The organism is Algorimicrobium algoritergicola, from assembly GCF_008086165.1.
In the GTDB taxonomy this organism is placed as follows: domain Bacteria; phylum Bacteroidota; class Bacteroidia; order Flavobacteriales; family Flavobacteriaceae; genus Algorimicrobium; species Algorimicrobium algoritergicola.
Genome location: NZ_VSKL01000005.1, coordinates 48,564 through 68,842 on the forward strand (window position 1 = coordinate 48,564; position 20,279 = coordinate 68,842).

Sequence of the window (20,279 nt, forward strand, 5' to 3'; positions counted from 1 at the left end):
AGTCCGGAATTTCAATAATATCTTATTAAATAGTAATAAAATGGATTTCAAAAAACTTTTAGCATATCAAAAAGCATTTGATTTAGCTATGGATATTTTTGAAATCTCGAAAAATTTTCCAAAAGAAGAAACATACGCATTGACAGATCAAATTAGAAGAAGTTCACGTTCTGTGAATGCTAATTTGGCAGAAGCTTATAGAAAGAGAGTTTATCCAAAACATTACAATAGCAAGCTAAGTGATGCTGATGCAGAGAATTCAGAAACAAATACATGGTTAGATTTTGCTTTAGCTTGTAATTATATTTCAAAAGAACAGCACATAGATTTATCAAATGAAGGAATAGAAGTTGGTAAATTAATAAATTATATGATTAATAATCCTGGAAAATTCGGAGTCAATCCAGAATGATTATTTAGTGAATTGAAAACTAAAACCGCAAGAGTAAGAACTGGAAATTGCGACTGAAAACTATTATATATGGTCATACTAGACGGAAAAAAAGTAAGCAACGACATTAAAAATGAAATTGCTGACGAGGTTAAAAAAATGAAGGCAAAAGGGGAGAAGGTTCCTCATTTGGCGGCTATTATTGTCGGAAACGATGGCGCTAGTTTAACCTATGTTGCTAGTAAAGTGAGAGCTTGTGAACGTGTTGGTTTTGAATCTACCATGGTGCGTTTATCCAATACAACTAGTGAGATTGAATTGCTGGATAAAATTCAAGATTTAAATGAAAACCCAGATATAGATGGTTTCATTATTCAATTACCACTTCCGCCTCAAATTAATACGCAAAAAGTTTTAATGGCTGTAAATCCAGATAAAGATGTGGATGGTTTCCACCCGATGAATTTTGGTAAAATGGCCTTGGATATGTCAACGTTTATTCCTGCAACACCTTTTGGGATTTTGGAATTATTAGACAGATATAATGTGGAGACCAAAGGAAAACATACCGTTGTTATTGGACGTAGTCATATTGTTGGTCGTCCAATGAGTATTTTAATGGGAAGAAAAGGATTTCCAGGAAACTCTACGGTAACATTAACGCATAGCCACACAAAAAATATTACGCAAATAACAAGTCAAGCCGATATTATTATAACAGCTTTAGGTCATCCAAATTATTTAAAAGCCGAAATGGTAAAGGATGATGTTGTCATTATTGATGTTGGAATTACACGTGTACCAGATGATAATTCGCCAAAAGGCTATATTATTACAGGCGATGTAGATTTTGAAAATGTGAGTAAAAAAGCAAGTTATATTACACCTGTTCCAGGAGGAGTTGGTCCTATGACGATTGCCATGTTGCTCAAAAATACCTTATTGGCTAGAGAACGACACATGCAATAAAGACCTTATATTGCAACGTGAATTTTTTACAAATCTTATTTATAAATTCTGGCAGATTACAATTTGGTAGCATAGAACATGTATTACCAATTGGTCTGGCTATTCTATTTTGTAGTGTTCTCATTCGCTTTGCGCGTAAAAAATTATCTACTAACCAAAAACATCTAGTTTTTAAGTGGCTCGGTATTTTTGTTTCGCTGACCATTGTATTATTTCATGCGCACAAAATCAGTTTAGGTGGCTATGCTATATCTAAAGATTTACCCTTATTTCTATGTAGTTTTTTAGCCTTAATTATTCCCGTATTTACCTCTTGCAAAAAGTATTGGATGTATGAAATTCTTTTGTTTTGGATTATTGCCGGAACATTGCAAGGTGTTATTACGCCAGATATTGCTGAAGGGTTTCCTAGTTTAGACTATTTCAGGTATTGGATTGTTCATTTGGGTTTACTCACCATTATTTTTTATGCCACGTTCGTATTACATATGCGACCAAAATTTAAAAGTGTTATTAAGTCCTTTTTAGCATTGCAAGTTTATGTCGCTACCATAATGCTCATTAATTATGTGTTAAATTCTAATTACTTCTATTTAAATAGAAAACCAGAATCCGCTTCGGCATTGGATTATTTAGGTGATTATCCGTATTATTTACTTGTTGTAGAATTAATATTAATTCCGTTTTTCTTATTAATTTATTTACCGTTTTATTTAACACGTAAAAAAAAGAAACTTACTTCAGAATAGAAACGGTGAGTTTATAGAATTTTTCAAGAACTTATTTCGCAAACAATTGGCTCATATCTTTAAAAGCTTTGAACTCCAAAGCATTACCTGCCGGATCATAAAAAAACATAGTAGCTTGTTCCCCCACTTGCCCTTCAAAACGAATATAAGGCTCAATAACAAAATTGATATTTTTAGATTTTAAGTGTTCTGAAAATTCTTGAAAATCAGTCCAAGGCAAAACAACGCCATAATGTGGAACTGGAACCGATTTTCCATCCACAGAATTGGTATGTAATACCTCTTCAGATTTTGGTTTATAGTGAATAACTAATTGATGACCGAAGAAATTAAAATCGACCCAATGGTCACTACTTCGGCCTTCTTCGCAGTTTAATACATCACGATAAAAAATACGACAAGCCTCCAAATTATGAACTGGAATAGCAATATGAAAGGGTGAAATAGTGGACATATAACTTATCTTCTGGATTGTTTAGCGATTGTTTTATTGGCAAACGTTTTGTCTGAATCTACTAATAAACGGTTTAATTCCGTGAATTCTGATTTGGTAAATTCTCTATACTCACCAACAGGTATATCTAATTTAATATTCATTATCCGAATACGTTTCAGTGCTACAACTTCATAAGTTAGATACTCACACATACGACGAATTTGTCTATTCAAACCTTGCGTTAATATAATTCTAAACTCATGAGTGCCTAGTTTTTCAACTTCACATTTTTTTGTTGTTTTATCTAGATCTTCTAAATAAATTCCTCGAGCCATATGTTGAATAAACGTTTGGGAGATCGGTTTGTCAACGGTTACAAGATATTCTTTATCATGATTATTACTACCGCGTAATATTTTGTTTACAATATCGCCATCATCTGTCAAGAAGATTAAACCTTCACTAGGCTTGTCTAAACGACCAATAGGAAAAATGCGCTTAGGGTATTTTATATAATCAATGATATTATCTTTTTCCACACGTGTATCTGTTGTACAAACTATGCCAACAGGCTTGTTAAAGGCCAAATAAACAAACGGGTTGTCGTTGCCTTTTATTTCTTTACCATCTACTTCAACAACATCAGATTCTGATACTTTGGTCCCCATTTCTGGAACAACGCCATTAATGGTTACACGTCTTGCATCAATAAGTTTATCGGCAGCTCTACGTGAGCAATATCCAACTTCGCTTAAATATTTATTGAGTCTCGTTAATTTTTCTTCCATAGTGCAAAGATATCATTTTAGCTTTTTAAAAACTCATAAATGTAATTGGATATACTATCGTCTATTAACGAATGTCCAAATCCTGTTGTGGTTATTAGTTTGCTGTTTTTTAGGCTGTTATTAATGGATAGTGCATCTTGATACGGAATGATAGTGTCTTTTTCATCGTGAATAATGAGCCCTTCTAAACTTAATGTTTCTAAATATTTAGCGGTTGAGAAATTTTCAGGCTCTTCATTAAATCTATCTTTTGCTAGCTGATTAATGGCATTTACAGTGCGTTTGCTGAAGCCCATCATTTTGTAATAGCGATTTAAAACATCAGTGAATTCAGAAGGTGTGCCTAATAAAATCATCTTTTTTAAAGCTTTATAATCGCTGTTTGTTTGCGAAAAAACGGAAGCCATACCACCAACGGAATGACCAATAATAAAATCGGGCTTAAACTTTTTTGAAACAGCTTTTATAAATTCCGCATATAAAATAGCGTTAAATCGTTTGCTTCCAGATTTGCCATGAGCAGGTGCATCTAATGCAATAATGTTGTAACCTAATTTTCTCAAGGGTTCAATTAGATATTGCCATCTCGCAGCATTACTTTCCCAGCCGTGAGCCAATAGAATGGTGTTACCTTTTCCCAGCCATCTGTAGGTCATAACTGCCATGTTATTCACGGTTAGTTCTTCCCGGAAGGAGGTGCCTAAAAAATCAAACTGTTTTTCCGTTAGTCTACCACGTCTTGGTGTTGTAAATAAATATAAAGCCAAACGTGCAGCAGATTTTTTAGAAAATAATCCAATAACATTTATAATAAAGCCGATGAGTTTTTGAATGATACTCATGGGTTTTCGCGATTAACTAAATCCATAGAAAAAGCAGGTTTACATATAGCCAAATAAACGCAAGGTTCTGTAAACGGATTGGAATATTGAACACGTGTGTTTTTATTTATTTTGATGGATTGTCCGGCTTCTAAAACAATTTCTTCGCCATCAATTATAAACTGTTTTTTTCCTTTAATGATGAATGTGTATTCATCAAATTTAGGCGTTTGAAACGGTTCACTCCAGCCCGCAGGTGCTACCATGTGTGCAATGCTAATTTCTGAATTGCCATCGGTTGCTAACCCAAAATGTTCTTTAATTATCTTTCCATCAGGTGTTGGGAAAACGAATGGATTGTCCTGAACTTGATATGTTTTCATACTTATTATTTTAAAGGTTTCGCTTAATTATATATTGCAAACTATTTTTAAGAGATACAAGTTGACCATCGCTAATATATGGTGCTTGGATGCAAATTGTGTTTTGCATTTTTTTAGTATTTAGTTGTCTAAAACTTCAAGAGAATTAATCCCAGCCAATCATGAAATATTTAATTTTAGCTGTTTCTGGAATTTGTAAAGCTTCAATTTTAGCGTTAGAATCAAACTGCAAACTTGCTGGTAATTCTTTCTTATCGATCGTGAAAAAGGCATTGATTTCATTCACGAAAACAACCACATTTTTAATGGTATTTTGAATACTTGAAATTTTATACTGCTTTTGAATATCACCAAATGTACTTTTCGTTGAAATGCCTTTTTCTGTTTTATAACGCGAATCTATCACTTTTATCGTGCTAATAGTTGCTGTGGGATCTATTGTTGTCACGGGGCTTAATACTAATAACGTATTTCCAGCTTTATCATAAATTTGGATGTCAGAATAGTCTTTCATATAAGCTTCGGTATTTGATAATTTCACAATAGAATCGTTTGGGAATATCATCTCCAAATCAGCAACTTTTGTGGAATCCGTTAGCATTCCAATATTTTGGTTGCCAATTAAAAATGGATCTTGTTCTTTCGTGCAACTAGTGAATACGGCTGTAACTATAATTAGGCTTAAAATGATTTTTTTCATTTGGGTGTTATTTTTTTAATTGTGTTTTTAGTTTATGATTTTTTAGAACTGCTCATCGCTTTGCTTAAGATACCAAAAACGCTTCTAATAAAAGTGGCGCTTGTCAGGACTTTTACTATCGGGTTCATTCGCGAACTTGAACGACTCGTGCTTTTTTTAGATTCGGCTTTTTTTAGGGCTTCCTTTTCTTTTTGTGCTTTTTCTTTTAATTCATCAGCTTCGGCTTCTTCAATTTTTTTATTGAGCAATTCGTAAGCACTTTCTCTATCTATTTCATCATTGTATTTCTTCACCAATTTAGAATCCGATAAAAGTGCTTGAAGTTCGCTGTCTGTTAAAACATCCATGCGACTCATTGGCGCACGCATCATGGTAGCTGCCAGAGGCGTTGGTCTTCCTTTTTCATCTAAAGCAGAAACTAAAGCTTCTCCAGTTCCTAGAGATGTTAATATACTGGCTGTATCGTAATATTCTGTATCTGGATAATTTTGTGCTGCCAACTTTATGGCTTTTCTATCTTTAGCAGTAAAAGCACGCAAAGCATGCTGTACTTTTAAACCTAATTGACTTAAAACGGCTTCTGGAACATCAGTTGGGTTTTGAGTAACAAAATATAACCCAACACCTTTACTCCGTATGAGTTTTACAATACTTTCTATTTGATTTAATAAGGCTTTGGAAGCTTCATTGAAGATTAAATGCGCTTCATCGATAAACAAAATTAATTCAGGTCGTCCAGAATCGCCTTGTTCTGGAAAGGTGGCGTAAATTTCCGCCAATAGACTCAACATAAAGGTTGAAAACAATTTGGGCTTATCCTGAATATCTGTTAAACGAATAATATTTATATAACCACGACCATTTTCATCAACACGCAATAAATCATCAACTTCAAACGATTTTTCACCAAAAAACAAATCGCCTCCTTGTTGTTCAATCTCAACTATCTTACGTAAAATAGCACCAGTTGATGCGGTAGAAATTCGGCCGTATGAATCTTCAAATTCCTCGCGGCCTTCATCTGTGGCATATTGCAGAATTTTTTTAAAATCTTTTAAATCTAAAAGCGGTAATTTATTATCATCACAATACTTAAATATAACTGATATAATTCCGGCTTGGGTTTCCGTAACATCTAAAATTCGCGAAATTAAAACGGGTCCAAATTCACTGATAGTTGCCCGAAGTCGCACACCATTTTGTTCCGAAAGGGTTAAAATTTCAACAGGAAACGCTTTTGGGTTAAAAGGAAGTCCAATTTGAGCATGACGTTCATCAATTTTTGCATGACCAGGACTTGGTTGTGCCAACCCACTTAAATCACCTTTAATATCCATTAATAAAACGGGAACACCTTTTTCGCTTAAATTTTCAGCCAATACCTGAAGTGTCTTTGTTTTACCTGTTCCTGTAGCACCAGCAATTAAGCCATGTCTGTTCATGGTTTTTAAAGGCACATTTACAAAAGCATTGGGAACGGTTTTACCATCAAGCATGGCGGAACCCAAGGTTATAAATTCACCCTTATTGGTATTTCCTTCTAATATATGTTTGAAAAAAGTCTCGTTTCTGTCCATGAGTAATAATTTGCATAAAAGTACAATTCTTAAATTAATCATCGGAATCTTTTTTAAACAATATCAGGTTGGTAGAATGGTTATCGGTTTGTCAGAACTATTTATTTAATCAAGAAAAATGAGATGTTGCATGACATAGAATTATTAAATATTGGAGCCATCATAGCACTTACTAAATCCTGTTTTATATCTTTGCACACTATGACAAGAAGTGAAAGACAAGAGTTGCTAGATAAAGGGCTTTTATTGCCCTTAATGGAGGAGTTTTACACCATTCAAGGTGAAGGTTTCCACAAGGGGACGGCTGCCTATTTTATACGAATTGGTGGTTGTGATGTTGGTTGTCATTGGTGTGATGTGAAGGAAAGCTGGTTGGCTGAACTACATCCACCAACTGAAACGGAAAAAATTGTTGCCAATGCTGAAAAATACAGCAAAACAATTGTGGTAACAGGCGGTGAGCCTTTAATGTGGGATATGACGGTTTTAACCAATCAATTGAAAGCAAAAGGTATGCAAACCCATATTGAAACCTCTGGTGCTTATGAGTTAACAGGTGCTTGGGATTGGATTTGCCTTTCGCCTAAAAAATTAAAATTACCAACACAACGTGTTTATGACAATGCAAATGAATTAAAGGTGATTGTTTATAATAAAGACGACTTTAAATTTGCGGAAGAACAAGCGGCCAAAGTGAATAAAGATTGTATTTTATATTTACAGCCTGAATGGAGTAAACGCGATAAAATGGTGCCAGAAATTGTAGATTATGTTATGGCAAATCCGAAATGGAAAGTGTCATTACAAACCCATAAATATTTAAATATACCATAAAAAAAACGCCTTGAATATTCAAGGCGTTTTTTATTATAATCGAAATGTTTTTTATTTTGAAGAGGTAGGAACAGATACTCTAATTTTTTCCCATCCCATGTGCATGTTGGCATCATCATCAAAACTTATAGAAAATGCTTCTAAAGATTCATTAGCTATTTTTACGGGAGCCATAACGCGCGCCACATCATTTTCTTCATTGTAGGAATATGATCCCCAAGTATTCAGATCTTTATTAATAATAATTGTCCACGCTTTGTCTCCAGGAATGGTAAATAAAGAATATGTTCCTTTTTCTATCATTTTCCCGCCAAAATTGGTGTCTTTATAAAATGTAACTTCAACGGCTTCATTAGCTCCAGTACGCCAAACCTTATCATTTGGTGCTAATTTGTCTAATGAGCGATTGTTAAGTTGTGGTCTGCTGTAAACGACTTTTATAGATTTGTTGGCATCCTTGTAATCTGAAGGAAAAGATGTGGCGTCCATTGGACTTTTATCTAATTTAGAAAACTCTTGAGCAGATAAGCTTGTTGTGAATACCATAACCAAAGCAAACGCTATTGATGTAATAAATGTTGATTTTTTCATGTTTATGATTTTTATTTCGTTAAAAATATTTAATAATTCTTAAACAGTCGCAAATTTTCTGGAAACTTTACAATTTATCGGGAATACATTAAAATCAAATTTATTTTATTTCATATTTATATGAATTTTCTATTTTTTGTTTCAAATTATAACTAAAATTGAATTTATTGTTTTTAAAATATATTATTATATTCATATTTGCTTCAATAAATAAATTATACAAAAGATTATGTGTGGAATTGTATGTGCATTCGAGTTGAAACAGAAAGCAACTGAATTAAGACCTCAAGTATTAGAAATGGCGAAAAAAATCAGGCATCGTGGGCCAGATTGGAGTGGGATATATGATAATGAAAACGCTATCATGGCGCACGAACGTTTAGCTATTGTTGATCCAGCTTCTGGAAAGCAACCGTTAGTTAGTGCTGATAAAAAATTAGTATTAGCAGCCAATGGCGAAATCTATAACCATCGTGAGTTGCGTAAGCAGTTTCCAGATTACAATTTTCAAACAGAAAGTGATTGCGAAGTCATTTTAGCACTCTATCAAGAAAAAGGTGTTCATTTTATAGATGAGATGAATGGAATTTTTGGATTTGTAATTTATGATGTAGAGAAAGACGCGTACTTTGTAGCGCGAGATCACATGGGGATTATTCCCTTATATATTGGTTGGGATGAACATGGTACCTTTTATGTCGCTTCAGAATTAAAAGCGTTAGAAGGCTATTGCACCAAAATTGAATTATTTCCTCCAGGACATTACTTGTCTAGTAAAGATGGTGAATTTGTACAATGGTACAAACGCGATTGGATGGAATATGATGCCGTAAAGGAAAACGCAACGAATATTGCTGAAATTAAAAAAGCCTTGGAAGCTGCAGTTCATAGACAGCTTATGAGCGATGTACCTTATGGTGTTTTATTGTCAGGTGGATTGGATTCGTCTGTAACGTCAGCCATCGCCAAGAAATATGCGCAAAAACGTATTGAAAGCGATGATACAACAGATGCTTGGTATCCACAATTACATAGTTTTTCAGTCGGATTAGAAGGGTCGCCAGATTTAGCCGCAGCCAGAAAGGTTGCGGACCATATTGGAACGGTTCATCATGAAATAAAATTCACAATCCAAGAAGGATTAGATGCGATAAAAGATGTTATTTACCAGTTAGAAACGTATGATGTAACAACTATTCGTGCGAGTACACCTATGTATTTAATGGCACGAGTTATAAAATCCATGGGAGTAAAAATGGTGTTATCTGGTGAAGGTGCTGATGAATTATTTGGCGGTTATTTATACTTTCATAAAGCACCAAATGCTCAAGAATTTCATGAAGAAACCGTTCGGAAATTAAGCAAATTGCATCAGTATGACTGTTTACGAGCTAACAAAAGTCTTGCGGCTTGGGGAATTGAAGGGCGTGTACCATTTTTAGATAAAGAATTTATGGATGTGGCTATGCGTATCAACCCACAAGATAAAATGATTAACGGCGAGCGCATGGAAAAATGGGTTGTTAGAAAAGCCTTTGAAGATATGATTCCTGAATCTGTAGCTTGGCGACAAAAAGAACAATTTAGTGATGGTGTAGGTTATAGTTGGATAGATTCCTTAAAAGAGGTGGTTGCCACAGAAGTAAGTGATGAGCAACTAGCAAACGCGAAGTATAAGTTTCCATTGCAAACACCAACTAGTAAGGAGGAGTTTTATTACCGTTCTATTTTTGCTGAACACTTTCCAAGTGATGCCGCAGCCTTATGCGTACCGCAAGAAGCTAGCGTAGCTTGTAGTACTAAAATTGCCTTGGAATGGGATGAAAGTTTTAAAAATATGAACGACCCAAGCGGAAGAGCCGTTGCTAATGTGCATGCTGACGCGTATTAATGAGGTTCTGAATTTTCTAGACGCAGTCGCAGAAAATTCAGTTAAACCGAATTAATCCCGATGTATATCGGGATCTTATAGTGATTACACATTTTGTTTTATTTATTCAAAGATTAAGCATTTTTAAAATTAAATAATTGAAAGCCAGTTTTTAAGCTGGCTTTTTTATGGGTTTATTTCTAATGTTTCATTACATTTAGAAGCACAAACCAACCATATCTACATCATAATTCCTGCTTACAAACTAATAGTAAGCCCATGATTAAATTTTTCAGGCGTATTCGTCAAGGTCTTTTAAACGAAGGCCTGCCTGCCGGACAAGCAGGGAAAACCTCCAGATACTTTAAATACACCATTGGTGAAATCCAGTTCAGTCCCATTAGGGACTACATATGGGTAGAAAAAAATAGAAAAGTCATCCAGCGTGCCGTTAGGTACGCCATGTAAAGCAGTCAAAAATGGCAAACACATATACCCAAATACATATCCAGACCGTCTTTGCCGTAAAAAACCGCCAAAGCCTCATACAATATGAATGGGAAGATGAACTTTATAAATACATGACAGGTATTATTCAGAATAATGGACATAAGGTATTGCAAGTCAATGGTGTGTCAGGTTATATCCATATTGTGTTTGGCATGCGACCTGTTCAATCATTATCGGATTTAATGAAACAGGTTAAACAGGATTCATTAAGGTGGATAAACAATAAAGGATTTTTGAAAGAGAAATTTTCGTGGCAAGCTGGATATAGCGCTTTCTCTTATTCAAAATCAGAGGTGTCAAATGTTGTAAATTATATTAAAAACCAGGAACAACATCATAAAACTATAACCTTTCAAGATGAATATTTACAATTGTTAAAGGACCTCAACATGGATTATGATGAGCGGTATATATTGAAATCGGTACTGTAATATATTCTGTACTTCAAGGCACAGAAACTATTTTGCCGTCATTTCGCTACCAATATAAAGTCCCTAGCGGGACAAATAATAATTAACCAATGATTAAATTCTTTAGAAAAACACGCTACAACCTCATGAAAACTGGCAAAATAGGTAAATACTTCAAACACGCCATTGGTGAAATCGTACTCGTTGTTATTGGTATTCTTATTGCACTTTCAATTAACAATTGGAATGAAAACCGAAAACATGCCATTGCCGAACAAGAGTTTTTTTAGAGTATTAAAGATGATCTAAAACAAGATCTAGATTTTATAAATTATGTTCAATCCTATTCCAAACCTAAAATTGATGCCTATAACCTGTTAAGTAGTAAATATTCAGAAGATTATGACAGCCACAAAACGACAATAGACTCTTTAATGGCTGTTTATCTTTTTGCTGGGCAACGAACCTTTTATCCAGTTTCGGGAGCTTTTAAATCATCAATAGCTGGAAATGAAATTAATACGTACAATCACAAAAAGATCATTCAAAATATTATAAAGTTGTATGGTTCTAATTACGATAGACTAATAGATAATGGGAAAATTGTTGATGAAAGATGGAGTAATTTAGGTGAAAAATATATTTATAGCAGAAGAACATCTTCGTTTAATAGAGTCACTAATGATGTTTATACTGATATGTTAGATGACTTCCACTTTCATTATATCCAGTTACACTGGTATAATAAATTATTAGATGAAACCGAAGTAGAAGTCAATCAGGTATTAAAACAATTACAATGATTAAATTCAAAAAATGGAATCCTTTGAAAACTAGGTATGATTAACTTTTAAAGAATACAAATAAGTAGAATTCAAGTGATTTTTAATCTATTTGAAACAAAATGAAAACAGTAAATTTTAGTTTTAAAGCCATTTAGAGAAAACCTATTTTTCCGAAGAATGAAAAAACATCAAAAATTCGTTTTAAGGTGTTTTTTAGTCGATTTAAAGCGCTTTTAAGTAATTAACAAATGTTGATAATTTTCAACTTCAATCCATAAAAAGCTTTTAAAAAGCATCAAAATGTTGTATCTTTGGTTGTATTCAAAAGGATGCTTTTAAAGCGTCTTTTTTTGTGCTAATAAAATTCATTTTTAAGAATTATAAAACTTAACAGTAAGCCATAATAGTGTTCTTTCCTTTGGAAAGGAGCCAGAAAAGGCTTAAAATTATTTAAAACATGAGCGAAAAAAGAGAAGAATTTAATAAGGATAACTATTCAGCAGATAGTATTCAGGCATTAGAAGGCATGGAGCACGTGCGCATGCGTCCTTCCATGTATATTGGAGATACTGGTACGCGTGGTTTACACCATTTAGTTTATGAGGTGGTGGATAACTCTATTGATGAGGCTTTAGCCGGACATTGTGATAATATTAGCGTTACCATAAATGAGGATAACTCGATTACCACCGAAGATGATGGTCGTGGTATTCCTGTAGACATGCACAAAAAAGAAGGCGTTTCAGCTCTAGAAGTTGTTATGACCAAAATTGGTGCAGGTGGAAAGTTTGATAAAGATTCTTATAAAGTATCAGGTGGTCTGCATGGTGTTGGTGTCAGTTGTGTGAATGCACTGTCTATTCATTTAAAAGCAACTGTTTACAGAAAAGGTGAAATCTGGGAGCAAGAATATGAAAAAGGTAAAGCCATGTATCCTGTTAAGAAGGTTGGCGAAACGGATAAACGAGGTACCATAGTTACCTTTAAACCCGATCCTACAATTTTTACACAAACTTTAGAGTATAATTATGACACGTTAGCTAGCAGAATGCGCGAACTAGCGTATTTAAATAAAGGCATCACGATTCATTTAATTGATAAGCGTCATAAAAAAGATGATGGTGAATTTGAAGGTGAAACATTCCATTCTAAAGAAGGGCTTAAGGAATTTATCAAGTTTTTAGATGGTAATCGTGATCCATTAATTAAAGATGTTATCTTTTTTGAAGGTGAAAAGAACGATGTTCCAGTTGAGGTAGCTATGATTTATAATACATCGTATGCCGAAAATTTACATTCGTATGTAAATAATATTAATACACATGAAGGTGGTACACACTTATCAGGTTTCCGTCGTGGATTAACACATACCCTTAAAAAGTATGCAGACGAATCTGGCATGTTAGACAAATTGAAATTTGATATTGCAGGTGATGATTTCCGTGAAGGATTAACAGCTATTATTTCTGTAAAAGTTCAAGAGCCACAATTTGAAGGCCAAACTAAAACCAAACTTGGTAACAGAGAGGTTTCTGCTGCTGTAAGTCAATCGGTTTCAGAAATGCTTACCGATTATTTAGAAGAACATCCAGACGATGCCAAAATCATTGTTCAGAAAGTTATTCTAGCCGCTCAAGCACGTCACGCTGCACAAAAAGCGCGTGAAATGGTGCAGCGTAAAACCGTTATGAGTATTGGTGGTTTACCTGGGAAATTAAGTGATTGTTCTGAACAAGATCCTGCAAAATGCGAAGTATACCTAGTTGAGGGAGATTCGGCAGGTGGGACGGCTAAACAAGGTAGAGACCGTATGTTTCAAGCTATTTTACCATTACGTGGTAAGATTTTGAATGTAGAAAAAGCCATGACACATAAGGTTTTTGAAAACGAGGAAATCAAAAATATCTTCACAGCTTTGGGTGTAACTATAGGAACAGAAGAAGATAGTAAAGCGCTAAATTTATCAAAATTGCGCTACCATAAAGTGGTTATTATGTGTGATGCCGATATTGATGGTAGTCACATTGAAACCTTAATTCTAACATTCTTTTTTAGATATATGAAAGAATTAATTGAAAATGGACACATTTATATTGCGACACCTCCATTGTATTTAATTAAAAAAGGAGCCAAAAAACAATATGCTTGGAATGATGAGGAGCGTGCTGCTATTTTGAGTGATTTTGGTGAAAATTCTAAAATTCAACGTTACAAAGGTTTAGGTGAAATGAATGCAGAGCAACTCTGGGATACCACTATGAATCCTGAATTTAGAACCTTACGTCAAATACAAATTGATAATGGTGTAGAAGCAGATCGTGTATTCTCCATGCTAATGGGAGACGAGGTGCCACCACGTAGAGAATTTATTGAAAAGAATGCTATTTATGCAAATATTGATGCATAAATAGAACTTTAGATCATAAAAAATTAACGCGCTTATAAACCAATAAGCGCGTTTTTTCGTTTATATTGTAAATAAGATCCCTAAAATTGAAAATAATTATGAAACATATACCTATATTACTGTTGTTGCTTGCCTCGTCTGGAATATACGCCCAACAAAACATAGACGACTTATTAGCTGCTGGTGTAAATGACGCCAAGCAGTTTAGTAAGGATTATTTAGCGCCAGCCACTGAAGGTTTGGTTTATGGTATAAATAATGGTTGGTTTAATCATGGAAAAGGCCAGAAGCAATTTGGTTTTGAAATCGGATTAGTAGCCAATACCTCTTTTATCGGTTCGGATAAAAAATCGTTTGAAATGCGGGTAAGCGATTATGATAATATACGGTTTCCTGACAATAGTCCATCTAAAATAGTGGCAACTGCTTTAGGGAATAACGATCCAGATATGGTTGTTATTTTAACCTATGATGATCCTATTTTTGGCAATCAAGAAACAGAAATCACCTTGCCAACAGGTTTGGGGTCATCTGATATTAATATAATACCTACCGCTTTTCTTCAGGTTGGTTTTTCACCTTTTAAAGGAACACAATTAAAAGCGCGTTATTTTCCTAAAATAGAAGTAGACGATGTGAAGACGGGGTTATATGGCATTGGTTTGCAACAGGAATTTACAACTTGGTTGCCAAAAGCAGAATTGTTTCCCGTGGCTATTTCAGGCTTAATAGCTTATACACATTTAGATGGTAGCTATGATTTTACAGATGAAGGTATCGTTGAAGGTCAAAATCAACAAATACAAACTCAAGTTAATACCATGTTGTACGAACTTATTGCGTCTACTAAATTCAAAGTATTAAACGTTTATGGAGGTCTGGGCTATGTGAGTGGAAAATCTGAAACCGATTTATTGGGAACCTATGTCGTCTCGGATGGAATTTTGTTTTCAGAATCCATAACAGACCCGTTTTCAATAGAAGAAAAAGTAACAGGTATACGCACTACTTTAGGTGCTAATTTAAAGCTTGGTATTTTTGTTATAAATGCGGATTATACGTTTGCAGAATTTAATAGTGCAACATTAGGATTACAGCTGTCCTTTTAGATTTTATTAAATCTTCAAACATATATGGTATAAAAATATTAAATTTGTAAAAATTAATGTTTCACAAATAAAAAATCATATATACATGAAAGTAACAGTAGTAGGAGCTGGAGCAGTAGGAGCCAGTTGTGCAGAATACATTGCTATTAAAAATTTCGCATCAGAAGTTGTTCTGTTGGATATTAAAGAAGGTTTTGCTGAAGGTAAAGCTATGGATTTAATGCAAACAGCATCATTAAACGGATTCGATACAAAAATAACTGGTATTACTAATGATTATTCGGCAACTGCCAATAGTGATATTTGTGTAATTACCTCTGGTATTCCTAGAAAACCAGGTATGACACGTGAGGAGTTAATCGGAATTAATGCAGGTATTGTAAAGTCGGTTTCTGCTAGTTTAATAGAGCATTCGCCAGAAACGATAATCATTGTGGTAAGTAACCCAATGGATACGATGGCATATTTAGTTCATAAAACAACCGGTTTACCAAAACACCGTATTATTGGAATGGGTGGCGCATTAGATTCGGCACGTTTTAAATACCGTTTAGCAGAAGCTTTAGGAGCACCTATTAGCGATGTGGACGGAATGGTAATTGGAGGTCATAGTGACACAGGAATGGTGCCATTAACCCGTTTAGCGACACGTAACTCTGTGTTGGTTTCTGAATTTTTATCAGAAGACCGTTTAAACCAAGTATTGGAAGATACGAAAGTAGGAGGCGCAACCTTAACCAAATTATTAGGAACATCTGCTTGGTATGCACCAGGAGCTGCCGTAAGTGGATTAGTTCAAGCTATTGCTTGCGATCAGAAAAAAATGTTCCCATGTTCTGTATTACTAGAAGGTGAATATGGTTTAAATGATATTTGTATTGGAGCACCAGTAATTTTAGGTCGCAACGGTATTGAAAAAATTGTTGAAATCGAATTGTCAGAGGCTGAAAAAGCGCACATGCAAGAAAGCGCAGAAGGTGTAAGAAAAACAAATGGCCTTTTGGCATTATAATTGTATAAAATGAAATCCGTTGTTCTAGATTACTAAAACAACTATTAATCAATAAATAATTTAAAAAATAATTCAAATGAAAAAACTAATTTTTGTTTTAGTATTCGCCATGAGCCTGACAGGTTTTGCACAAGAAGCGATGACTGAAGGTGTAGTTAAATCTAAACAAACCATGTCTAGTGATAACGAGCAAATGCAAGCGCAATTGGCTATGGTAGGAGATATTCTTACAACTACGTATTTTAAGTCAGATAAAACACGTTCTGAAACGTTTAACTTAATGTCTGGAAACACCACAACTGTTATGAATGGTGAAACCAAAGAAATGTTAACGTTTATGGACAACCAAATGACTGGAAAAAGTTATACGATTTCAGATATGACACCAAGTGAAGAGGATACAGCAGGTATGAAAGTAGTAAAAGGTGATGAAACCAAAACTATTTTAGGTTATGTGTGCCAAGAATACAATGTGACACTTGAAAAAGAAGGTGCAACTGTAGCAATGGATATCTATGTAACAGATAAAATTCAAGCTATGAATCCGCAAGTGATCCAAATGGGTGCTCAAATTGATGGATTTCCATTATATATGAAAATGGATGTAAGTCAAATGGGAATGGCATTAACTATTACAAGTGAAGTTACAGAGATTAATAAAGAAACTGTTTCTGCTGATAAATTTGATATGACACCTCCTGAAGGGTACAAAAAAACAGATAAATTAATGGGAATGTAATTTTCTTAAATTTATAATATTGAAAAAACAGCTGAATAAGCTGTTTTTTTTTGTTTAAAAACGAACAGAAACTATGCAAACCTTTTGTTAAATCATTATAGAAGATATATATTTGCTCGTTTTTAAAAATATCAACAATAAATTATAATTTGACACATAATGCAAAATAAAGGATTAGTAAAACTGTTTGCAATTTTGTTTGGACTGGTAAGTATTTACCAGTTGTCTTTCACTTTTAAGGCAAATAGTATTGACAACCAAGCTACGGCGTATGCAAATGGCGATGAGGTAAAAGAGCGCAAATATTTGGATTCTCTTGATAATGAGGAGGTTTATAACTTGGGTGTAGCTAGCTATAACTATTCAGAGGTTAAAGAAAATGCCATGAACCTTGGTTTGGATTTAAAAGGTGGTGTTAGTGTTATTCTTCAGATATCTGTAAAAGATATTTTAAAAGGATTGGCTAATTACAGTAAAAATCCAGTTTTCAATCAAGCATTAGAAAATGCAGATGAAGCACAAAAGAATAGTCAAAATACATTTGTTGAAGACTTTTTCCTAGAATTTGATAAAATTAAAGGCGATACTAAATTAGCGTCCCCAGATATTTTCTATACACGCGCACTTGATGGCGAAATAGAAGGTAACATGACAGATTCTGATGTAAAACCTATTATAGAACGTAAAATTGACGAATCTATCATTTCTGCTTTCGAAGTACTGCGTAAACGTATTGATGAGTTTGGTGTAACATCACCAAGTATTCAACGTTTAGGTAATACAGGTCGTATTTTAGTAGAACTTCCAGGTGTTAAAGACAAGGAACGTGCTCTTAAATTATTACAAAGTACAGCGCAATTAGAATTTTGGGAAGTATCGAAACGTGATTTATTTGGACAATTCTTATTTGATGCTAATAACCTTCTTAAAGAATTAGAAGCACCAAAAACAGAAGATGTTGCTGAAACAGAGCCTCAAGATTCTGAAGATACGGCTATTGAAGATTTATTAGGAGCAGATCCAGATTCTACAGCTACAGAAATTAATCCATTACGTGATTTATTATTCCAATCTCAAAACCCAGCTACCATTGCTATGGTAAACCTTAGGGATAGAGATAAAGTATTGGGGTATTTAAACATGCCTCAAGTAAGATCATTATTACCTGGCGAACAACGTTTTGTTAAGTTCGCGTTTGGAAAGCCTGCAAAGGATAGTGAAGTTGTTGAATTATATGCTTTAGAAGGCAACAGAGATAACGTACCACAATTAAGTGGAGCTGTTGTTACTGATGCACGTCAAGAGTACGATCCAATGGGTAAACCAACGGTTTCAATGGTCATGAACTCTAAAGGTGCTAAAATCTGGGAAGAAATGACCGGTAAAGCATTTACGCAAGGTTCTAATATTGCTATTGTTTTAGATAATGTTGTGTACTCGGCTCCTGGTGTATCTACAGGTCCAATTTCTGGTGGTAACTCATCGATCTCTGGTAACTTTACATTAAATGAAGCAACGGATTTAGCAAACGTTTTACGTGCTGGTAAATTACCAGCTTCAGCCGATATTATTCAAGGTGAAGTTGTTGGGCCATCATTAGGTCAAGAAGCTATTGAAAGTGGTCAAAATTCATTCCTTATTGCATTAGCTTTAGTATTGGTTTGGATGTTCCTTTACTACGGTAAGGCAGGTCTATTTGCTGATATTGCCATGATGTTTAATATTCTATTAATCTTTGGTGTATTATCAGGATTAGGTGCTGTATTAACATTACCTGGTATTGCTGGTATTGTTTTAACGATTGGTATGTCTGTGGATGCAAACGTACTTATCTTTGAGCGTATTCGAGAAGAAATTGCTAAAGGTAAAGGCCTGAAAGAATCTATTAATGATGGTTTTAGTAATGCATTGTCTTCTATTTTAGATGCCAACATTACAACAGGTTTAACGGCTTTAATTTTATTCATATTCGGAACAGGTCCTATTAAAGGATTTGCTACAACCTTATTAATTGGTATTGCAACCTCTTTATTCACGGCAATCTTTATTACAAGATTATTAGTGGATTGGTATGCTAACAAAAACGGAAATTTAGATTTCTCTACAGCAATTACTAAAAATCTTTTCAGAAATATCAATATCAATTTCTTAAAGAAACGTAAAGTTGCTTATATCATTTCAACGGTTGCTATTCTTGTTAGTTTAGGATCTTTATTTACAAATGGTCTAGATCAAGGTGTAGATTTTGTTGGAGGTAGAACCTATCAAGTGCGTTTTGCAGAACCTGTTAGCGCTAACGAAATTTCAGAAACTTTAGCAGATGCCTTTGGTAGTGCCGAAGCGAAAACGTTTGGTAATTCAAATCAATTGAAAATAACGACTAAGTATAAAGTAAACGAAACAGATAATGCTATTGATGAGGAAATCAGAAATACATTATTCACAGAGTTACAACCTTATATGCCAGGTCTTACTTACGATGAGTTTATTAGTGATGACCAAGGTAAAACAGTTGGTTTAATGAAATACTATAAAGTGAGTCCTACCATTGCTGATGATATTAAAAAATCATCTATATGGGCAATTTTTGGATCATTAGTAGTTGTATTCTTATATATCTTAATCCGATTTAAAAGATGGCAATTCTCATTGGGTGCGGTTGCGGCTGTATTCCATGATGTATTAATTTTATTAGGTGTTTTCTCTTTAACGTATAAGTACATGCCATTTAGTATGGAAATAGATCAAGCATTTATTGCGGCTATCCTTACGGTTATTGGTTACTCGTTAAATGATACGGTAGTTGTATTTGATAGAATTCGTGAATTCTTTAATGAACATACAAGCTGGCCATTTAATAAAGTAATTAATGTGTCATTAAGTAGTACATTAAGTAGAACATTAAATACCTCTTTAACAACATTAGTGGTATTATTATCCATCTTCATTTTTGGTGGTGATTCTATTAGAGGCTTTATGTTTGCATTAATTGTTGGTGTTATAGTAGGTACCTACTCATCATTATTTATAGCAACACCTTTAATGTATGATGCTGTTAAAAAAGGCGATGCTGCCAATGCATTAAAAGAAAAAGAGAAAGTAGAAGAAGCGGAAATTGCTTAATCTATAAATTTAAATATATTAAAAAGCCTTTTTGATTCACTTCAAAAAGGCTTTTTTTATGGGTTCATATTTCTA

At 34.1% G+C, this 20,279-nt stretch carries 18 protein-coding genes and 1 pseudogene; 12 read left to right on the top strand and 7 right to left on the bottom strand.

What is annotated here, in order from left to right; genetic code table 11:
* Positions 1–40 precede the first annotated feature (40 nt).
* The 3 genes from ES675_RS12165 (at position 41) to ES675_RS12175 (ending at position 2,109) form a co-directional block, all read left to right on the top strand.
* Positions 41–412 (top strand): four helix bundle protein, encoded by a 372-nt coding sequence (locus ES675_RS12165; RefSeq protein WP_066253442.1) that lies wholly within the window; start codon positions 41–43, stop codon positions 410–412.
* A gap of 69 nt (positions 413–481) precedes the next feature.
* Positions 482–1,360: a bifunctional 5,10-methylenetetrahydrofolate dehydrogenase/5,10-methenyltetrahydrofolate cyclohydrolase gene (locus ES675_RS12170; protein ID WP_066253436.1), complete on the top strand. Its 879-nt coding sequence runs from the start codon at positions 482–484 to the stop codon at positions 1,358–1,360.
* A gap of 17 nt (positions 1,361–1,377) precedes the next feature.
* Positions 1,378–2,109 (top strand): YwaF family protein, encoded by a 732-nt coding sequence (locus ES675_RS12175; protein ID WP_066253433.1) that lies wholly within the window; start codon positions 1,378–1,380, stop codon positions 2,107–2,109.
* Between the two features lie 31 nt (positions 2,110–2,140).
* On the opposite strand, the gene ES675_RS12180 is transcribed toward ES675_RS12175, so the two are convergent.
* The 6 genes from ES675_RS12180 to ES675_RS12205 form a co-directional block, all read right to left on the bottom strand.
* A complete protein-coding gene (locus ES675_RS12180; RefSeq protein ID WP_066253430.1) occupies positions 2,141–2,563 on the bottom strand; it encodes a VOC family protein in 423 nt (140 codons plus the stop codon).
* A gap of 5 nt (positions 2,564–2,568) precedes the next feature.
* Positions 2,569–3,333 carry a pseudouridine synthase gene (locus ES675_RS12185; RefSeq protein WP_066253425.1) on the bottom strand — a complete coding sequence of 255 codons (765 nt, stop codon included), beginning with the start codon at positions 3,331–3,333 and terminating at the stop codon, positions 2,569–2,571.
* Between the two features lie 17 nt (positions 3,334–3,350).
* The gene (locus ES675_RS12190; RefSeq protein ID WP_066253421.1) at positions 3,351–4,175 is read right to left on the bottom strand and encodes an alpha/beta fold hydrolase; all 825 of its coding nucleotides are present in this window, start codon (positions 4,173–4,175) and stop codon (positions 3,351–3,353) included.
* A complete protein-coding gene (locus tag ES675_RS12195; RefSeq protein WP_066253417.1) occupies positions 4,172–4,537 on the bottom strand; it encodes a cupin domain-containing protein in 366 nt (121 codons plus the stop codon). The genes ES675_RS12190 and ES675_RS12195 overlap by 4 nt, the downstream gene beginning before the upstream one ends.
* 145 nt (positions 4,538–4,682) lie before the next feature.
* Complete coding sequence (locus ES675_RS12200; protein WP_066253413.1) at positions 4,683–5,237, bottom strand: hypothetical protein; 555 nt, start codon at positions 5,235–5,237, stop codon at positions 4,683–4,685.
* Between the two features lie 32 nt (positions 5,238–5,269).
* On the bottom strand, positions 5,270–6,814 hold the full coding sequence (locus ES675_RS12205; protein ID WP_066253408.1) for a helicase HerA-like domain-containing protein: 1,545 nt from the start codon (positions 6,812–6,814) through the stop codon (positions 5,270–5,272).
* 201 nt (positions 6,815–7,015) lie between these two features.
* Here ES675_RS12205 and ES675_RS12210 point away from each other — a divergent pair, with 201 nt between their 5' ends.
* Entirely contained in the window at positions 7,016–7,648 is a 633-nt protein-coding gene (locus tag ES675_RS12210) for a 7-carboxy-7-deazaguanine synthase QueE (RefSeq protein WP_066253405.1), read from the top strand.
* A gap of 51 nt (positions 7,649–7,699) precedes the next feature.
* On the opposite strand, the gene ES675_RS12215 is transcribed toward ES675_RS12210, so the two are convergent.
* Positions 7,700–8,239 (bottom strand): DUF2911 domain-containing protein, encoded by a 540-nt coding sequence (locus tag ES675_RS12215; protein WP_066254008.1) that lies wholly within the window; start codon positions 8,237–8,239, stop codon positions 7,700–7,702.
* Positions 8,240–8,468: 229 nt separating this feature from the next.
* Here ES675_RS12215 and asnB point away from each other — a divergent pair, with 229 nt between their 5' ends.
* The 8 genes and pseudogenes from asnB to secDF all read left to right on the top strand — a co-directional run bounded on the left by asnB (position 8,469) and on the right by secDF (position 20,204).
* A complete protein-coding gene (asnB, locus tag ES675_RS12220; RefSeq protein WP_066254013.1) occupies positions 8,469–10,130 on the top strand; it encodes an asparagine synthase B in 1,662 nt (553 codons plus the stop codon).
* A 458-nt stretch (positions 10,131–10,588) separates the two neighbouring features.
* Positions 10,589–11,050, top strand: coding sequence for an IS200/IS605 family transposase (gene tnpA / locus ES675_RS12230; RefSeq protein WP_066254015.1), 462 nt, complete (start codon positions 10,589–10,591; stop codon positions 11,048–11,050).
* A 125-nt stretch (positions 11,051–11,175) separates the two neighbouring features.
* A pseudogene (locus tag ES675_RS16630) lies at positions 11,176–11,832 on the top strand (DUF6090 family protein).
* Positions 11,833–12,271: 439 nt separating this feature from the next.
* Entirely contained in the window at positions 12,272–14,221 is a 1,950-nt protein-coding gene (gyrB, locus tag ES675_RS12245) for a DNA topoisomerase (ATP-hydrolyzing) subunit B (protein WP_066254022.1), read from the top strand.
* A gap of 98 nt (positions 14,222–14,319) precedes the next feature.
* The gene (locus tag ES675_RS12250; RefSeq protein WP_066254026.1) at positions 14,320–15,330 is read left to right on the top strand and encodes a DUF6588 family protein; all 1,011 of its coding nucleotides are present in this window, start codon (positions 14,320–14,322) and stop codon (positions 15,328–15,330) included.
* An 85-nt stretch (positions 15,331–15,415) separates the two neighbouring features.
* On the top strand, positions 15,416–16,342 hold the full coding sequence (mdh, locus tag ES675_RS12255; RefSeq protein WP_066254029.1) for a malate dehydrogenase: 927 nt from the start codon (positions 15,416–15,418) through the stop codon (positions 16,340–16,342).
* Between the two features lie 76 nt (positions 16,343–16,418).
* Positions 16,419–17,081 carry a hypothetical protein gene (locus ES675_RS12260; RefSeq protein ID WP_066254032.1) on the top strand — a complete coding sequence of 221 codons (663 nt, stop codon included), beginning with the start codon at positions 16,419–16,421 and terminating at the stop codon, positions 17,079–17,081.
* A 159-nt stretch (positions 17,082–17,240) separates the two neighbouring features.
* The gene (gene secDF, locus ES675_RS12265; RefSeq protein ID WP_066254038.1) at positions 17,241–20,204 is read left to right on the top strand and encodes a protein translocase subunit SecDF; all 2,964 of its coding nucleotides are present in this window, start codon (positions 17,241–17,243) and stop codon (positions 20,202–20,204) included.
* Positions 20,205–20,279 lie beyond the last annotated feature (75 nt).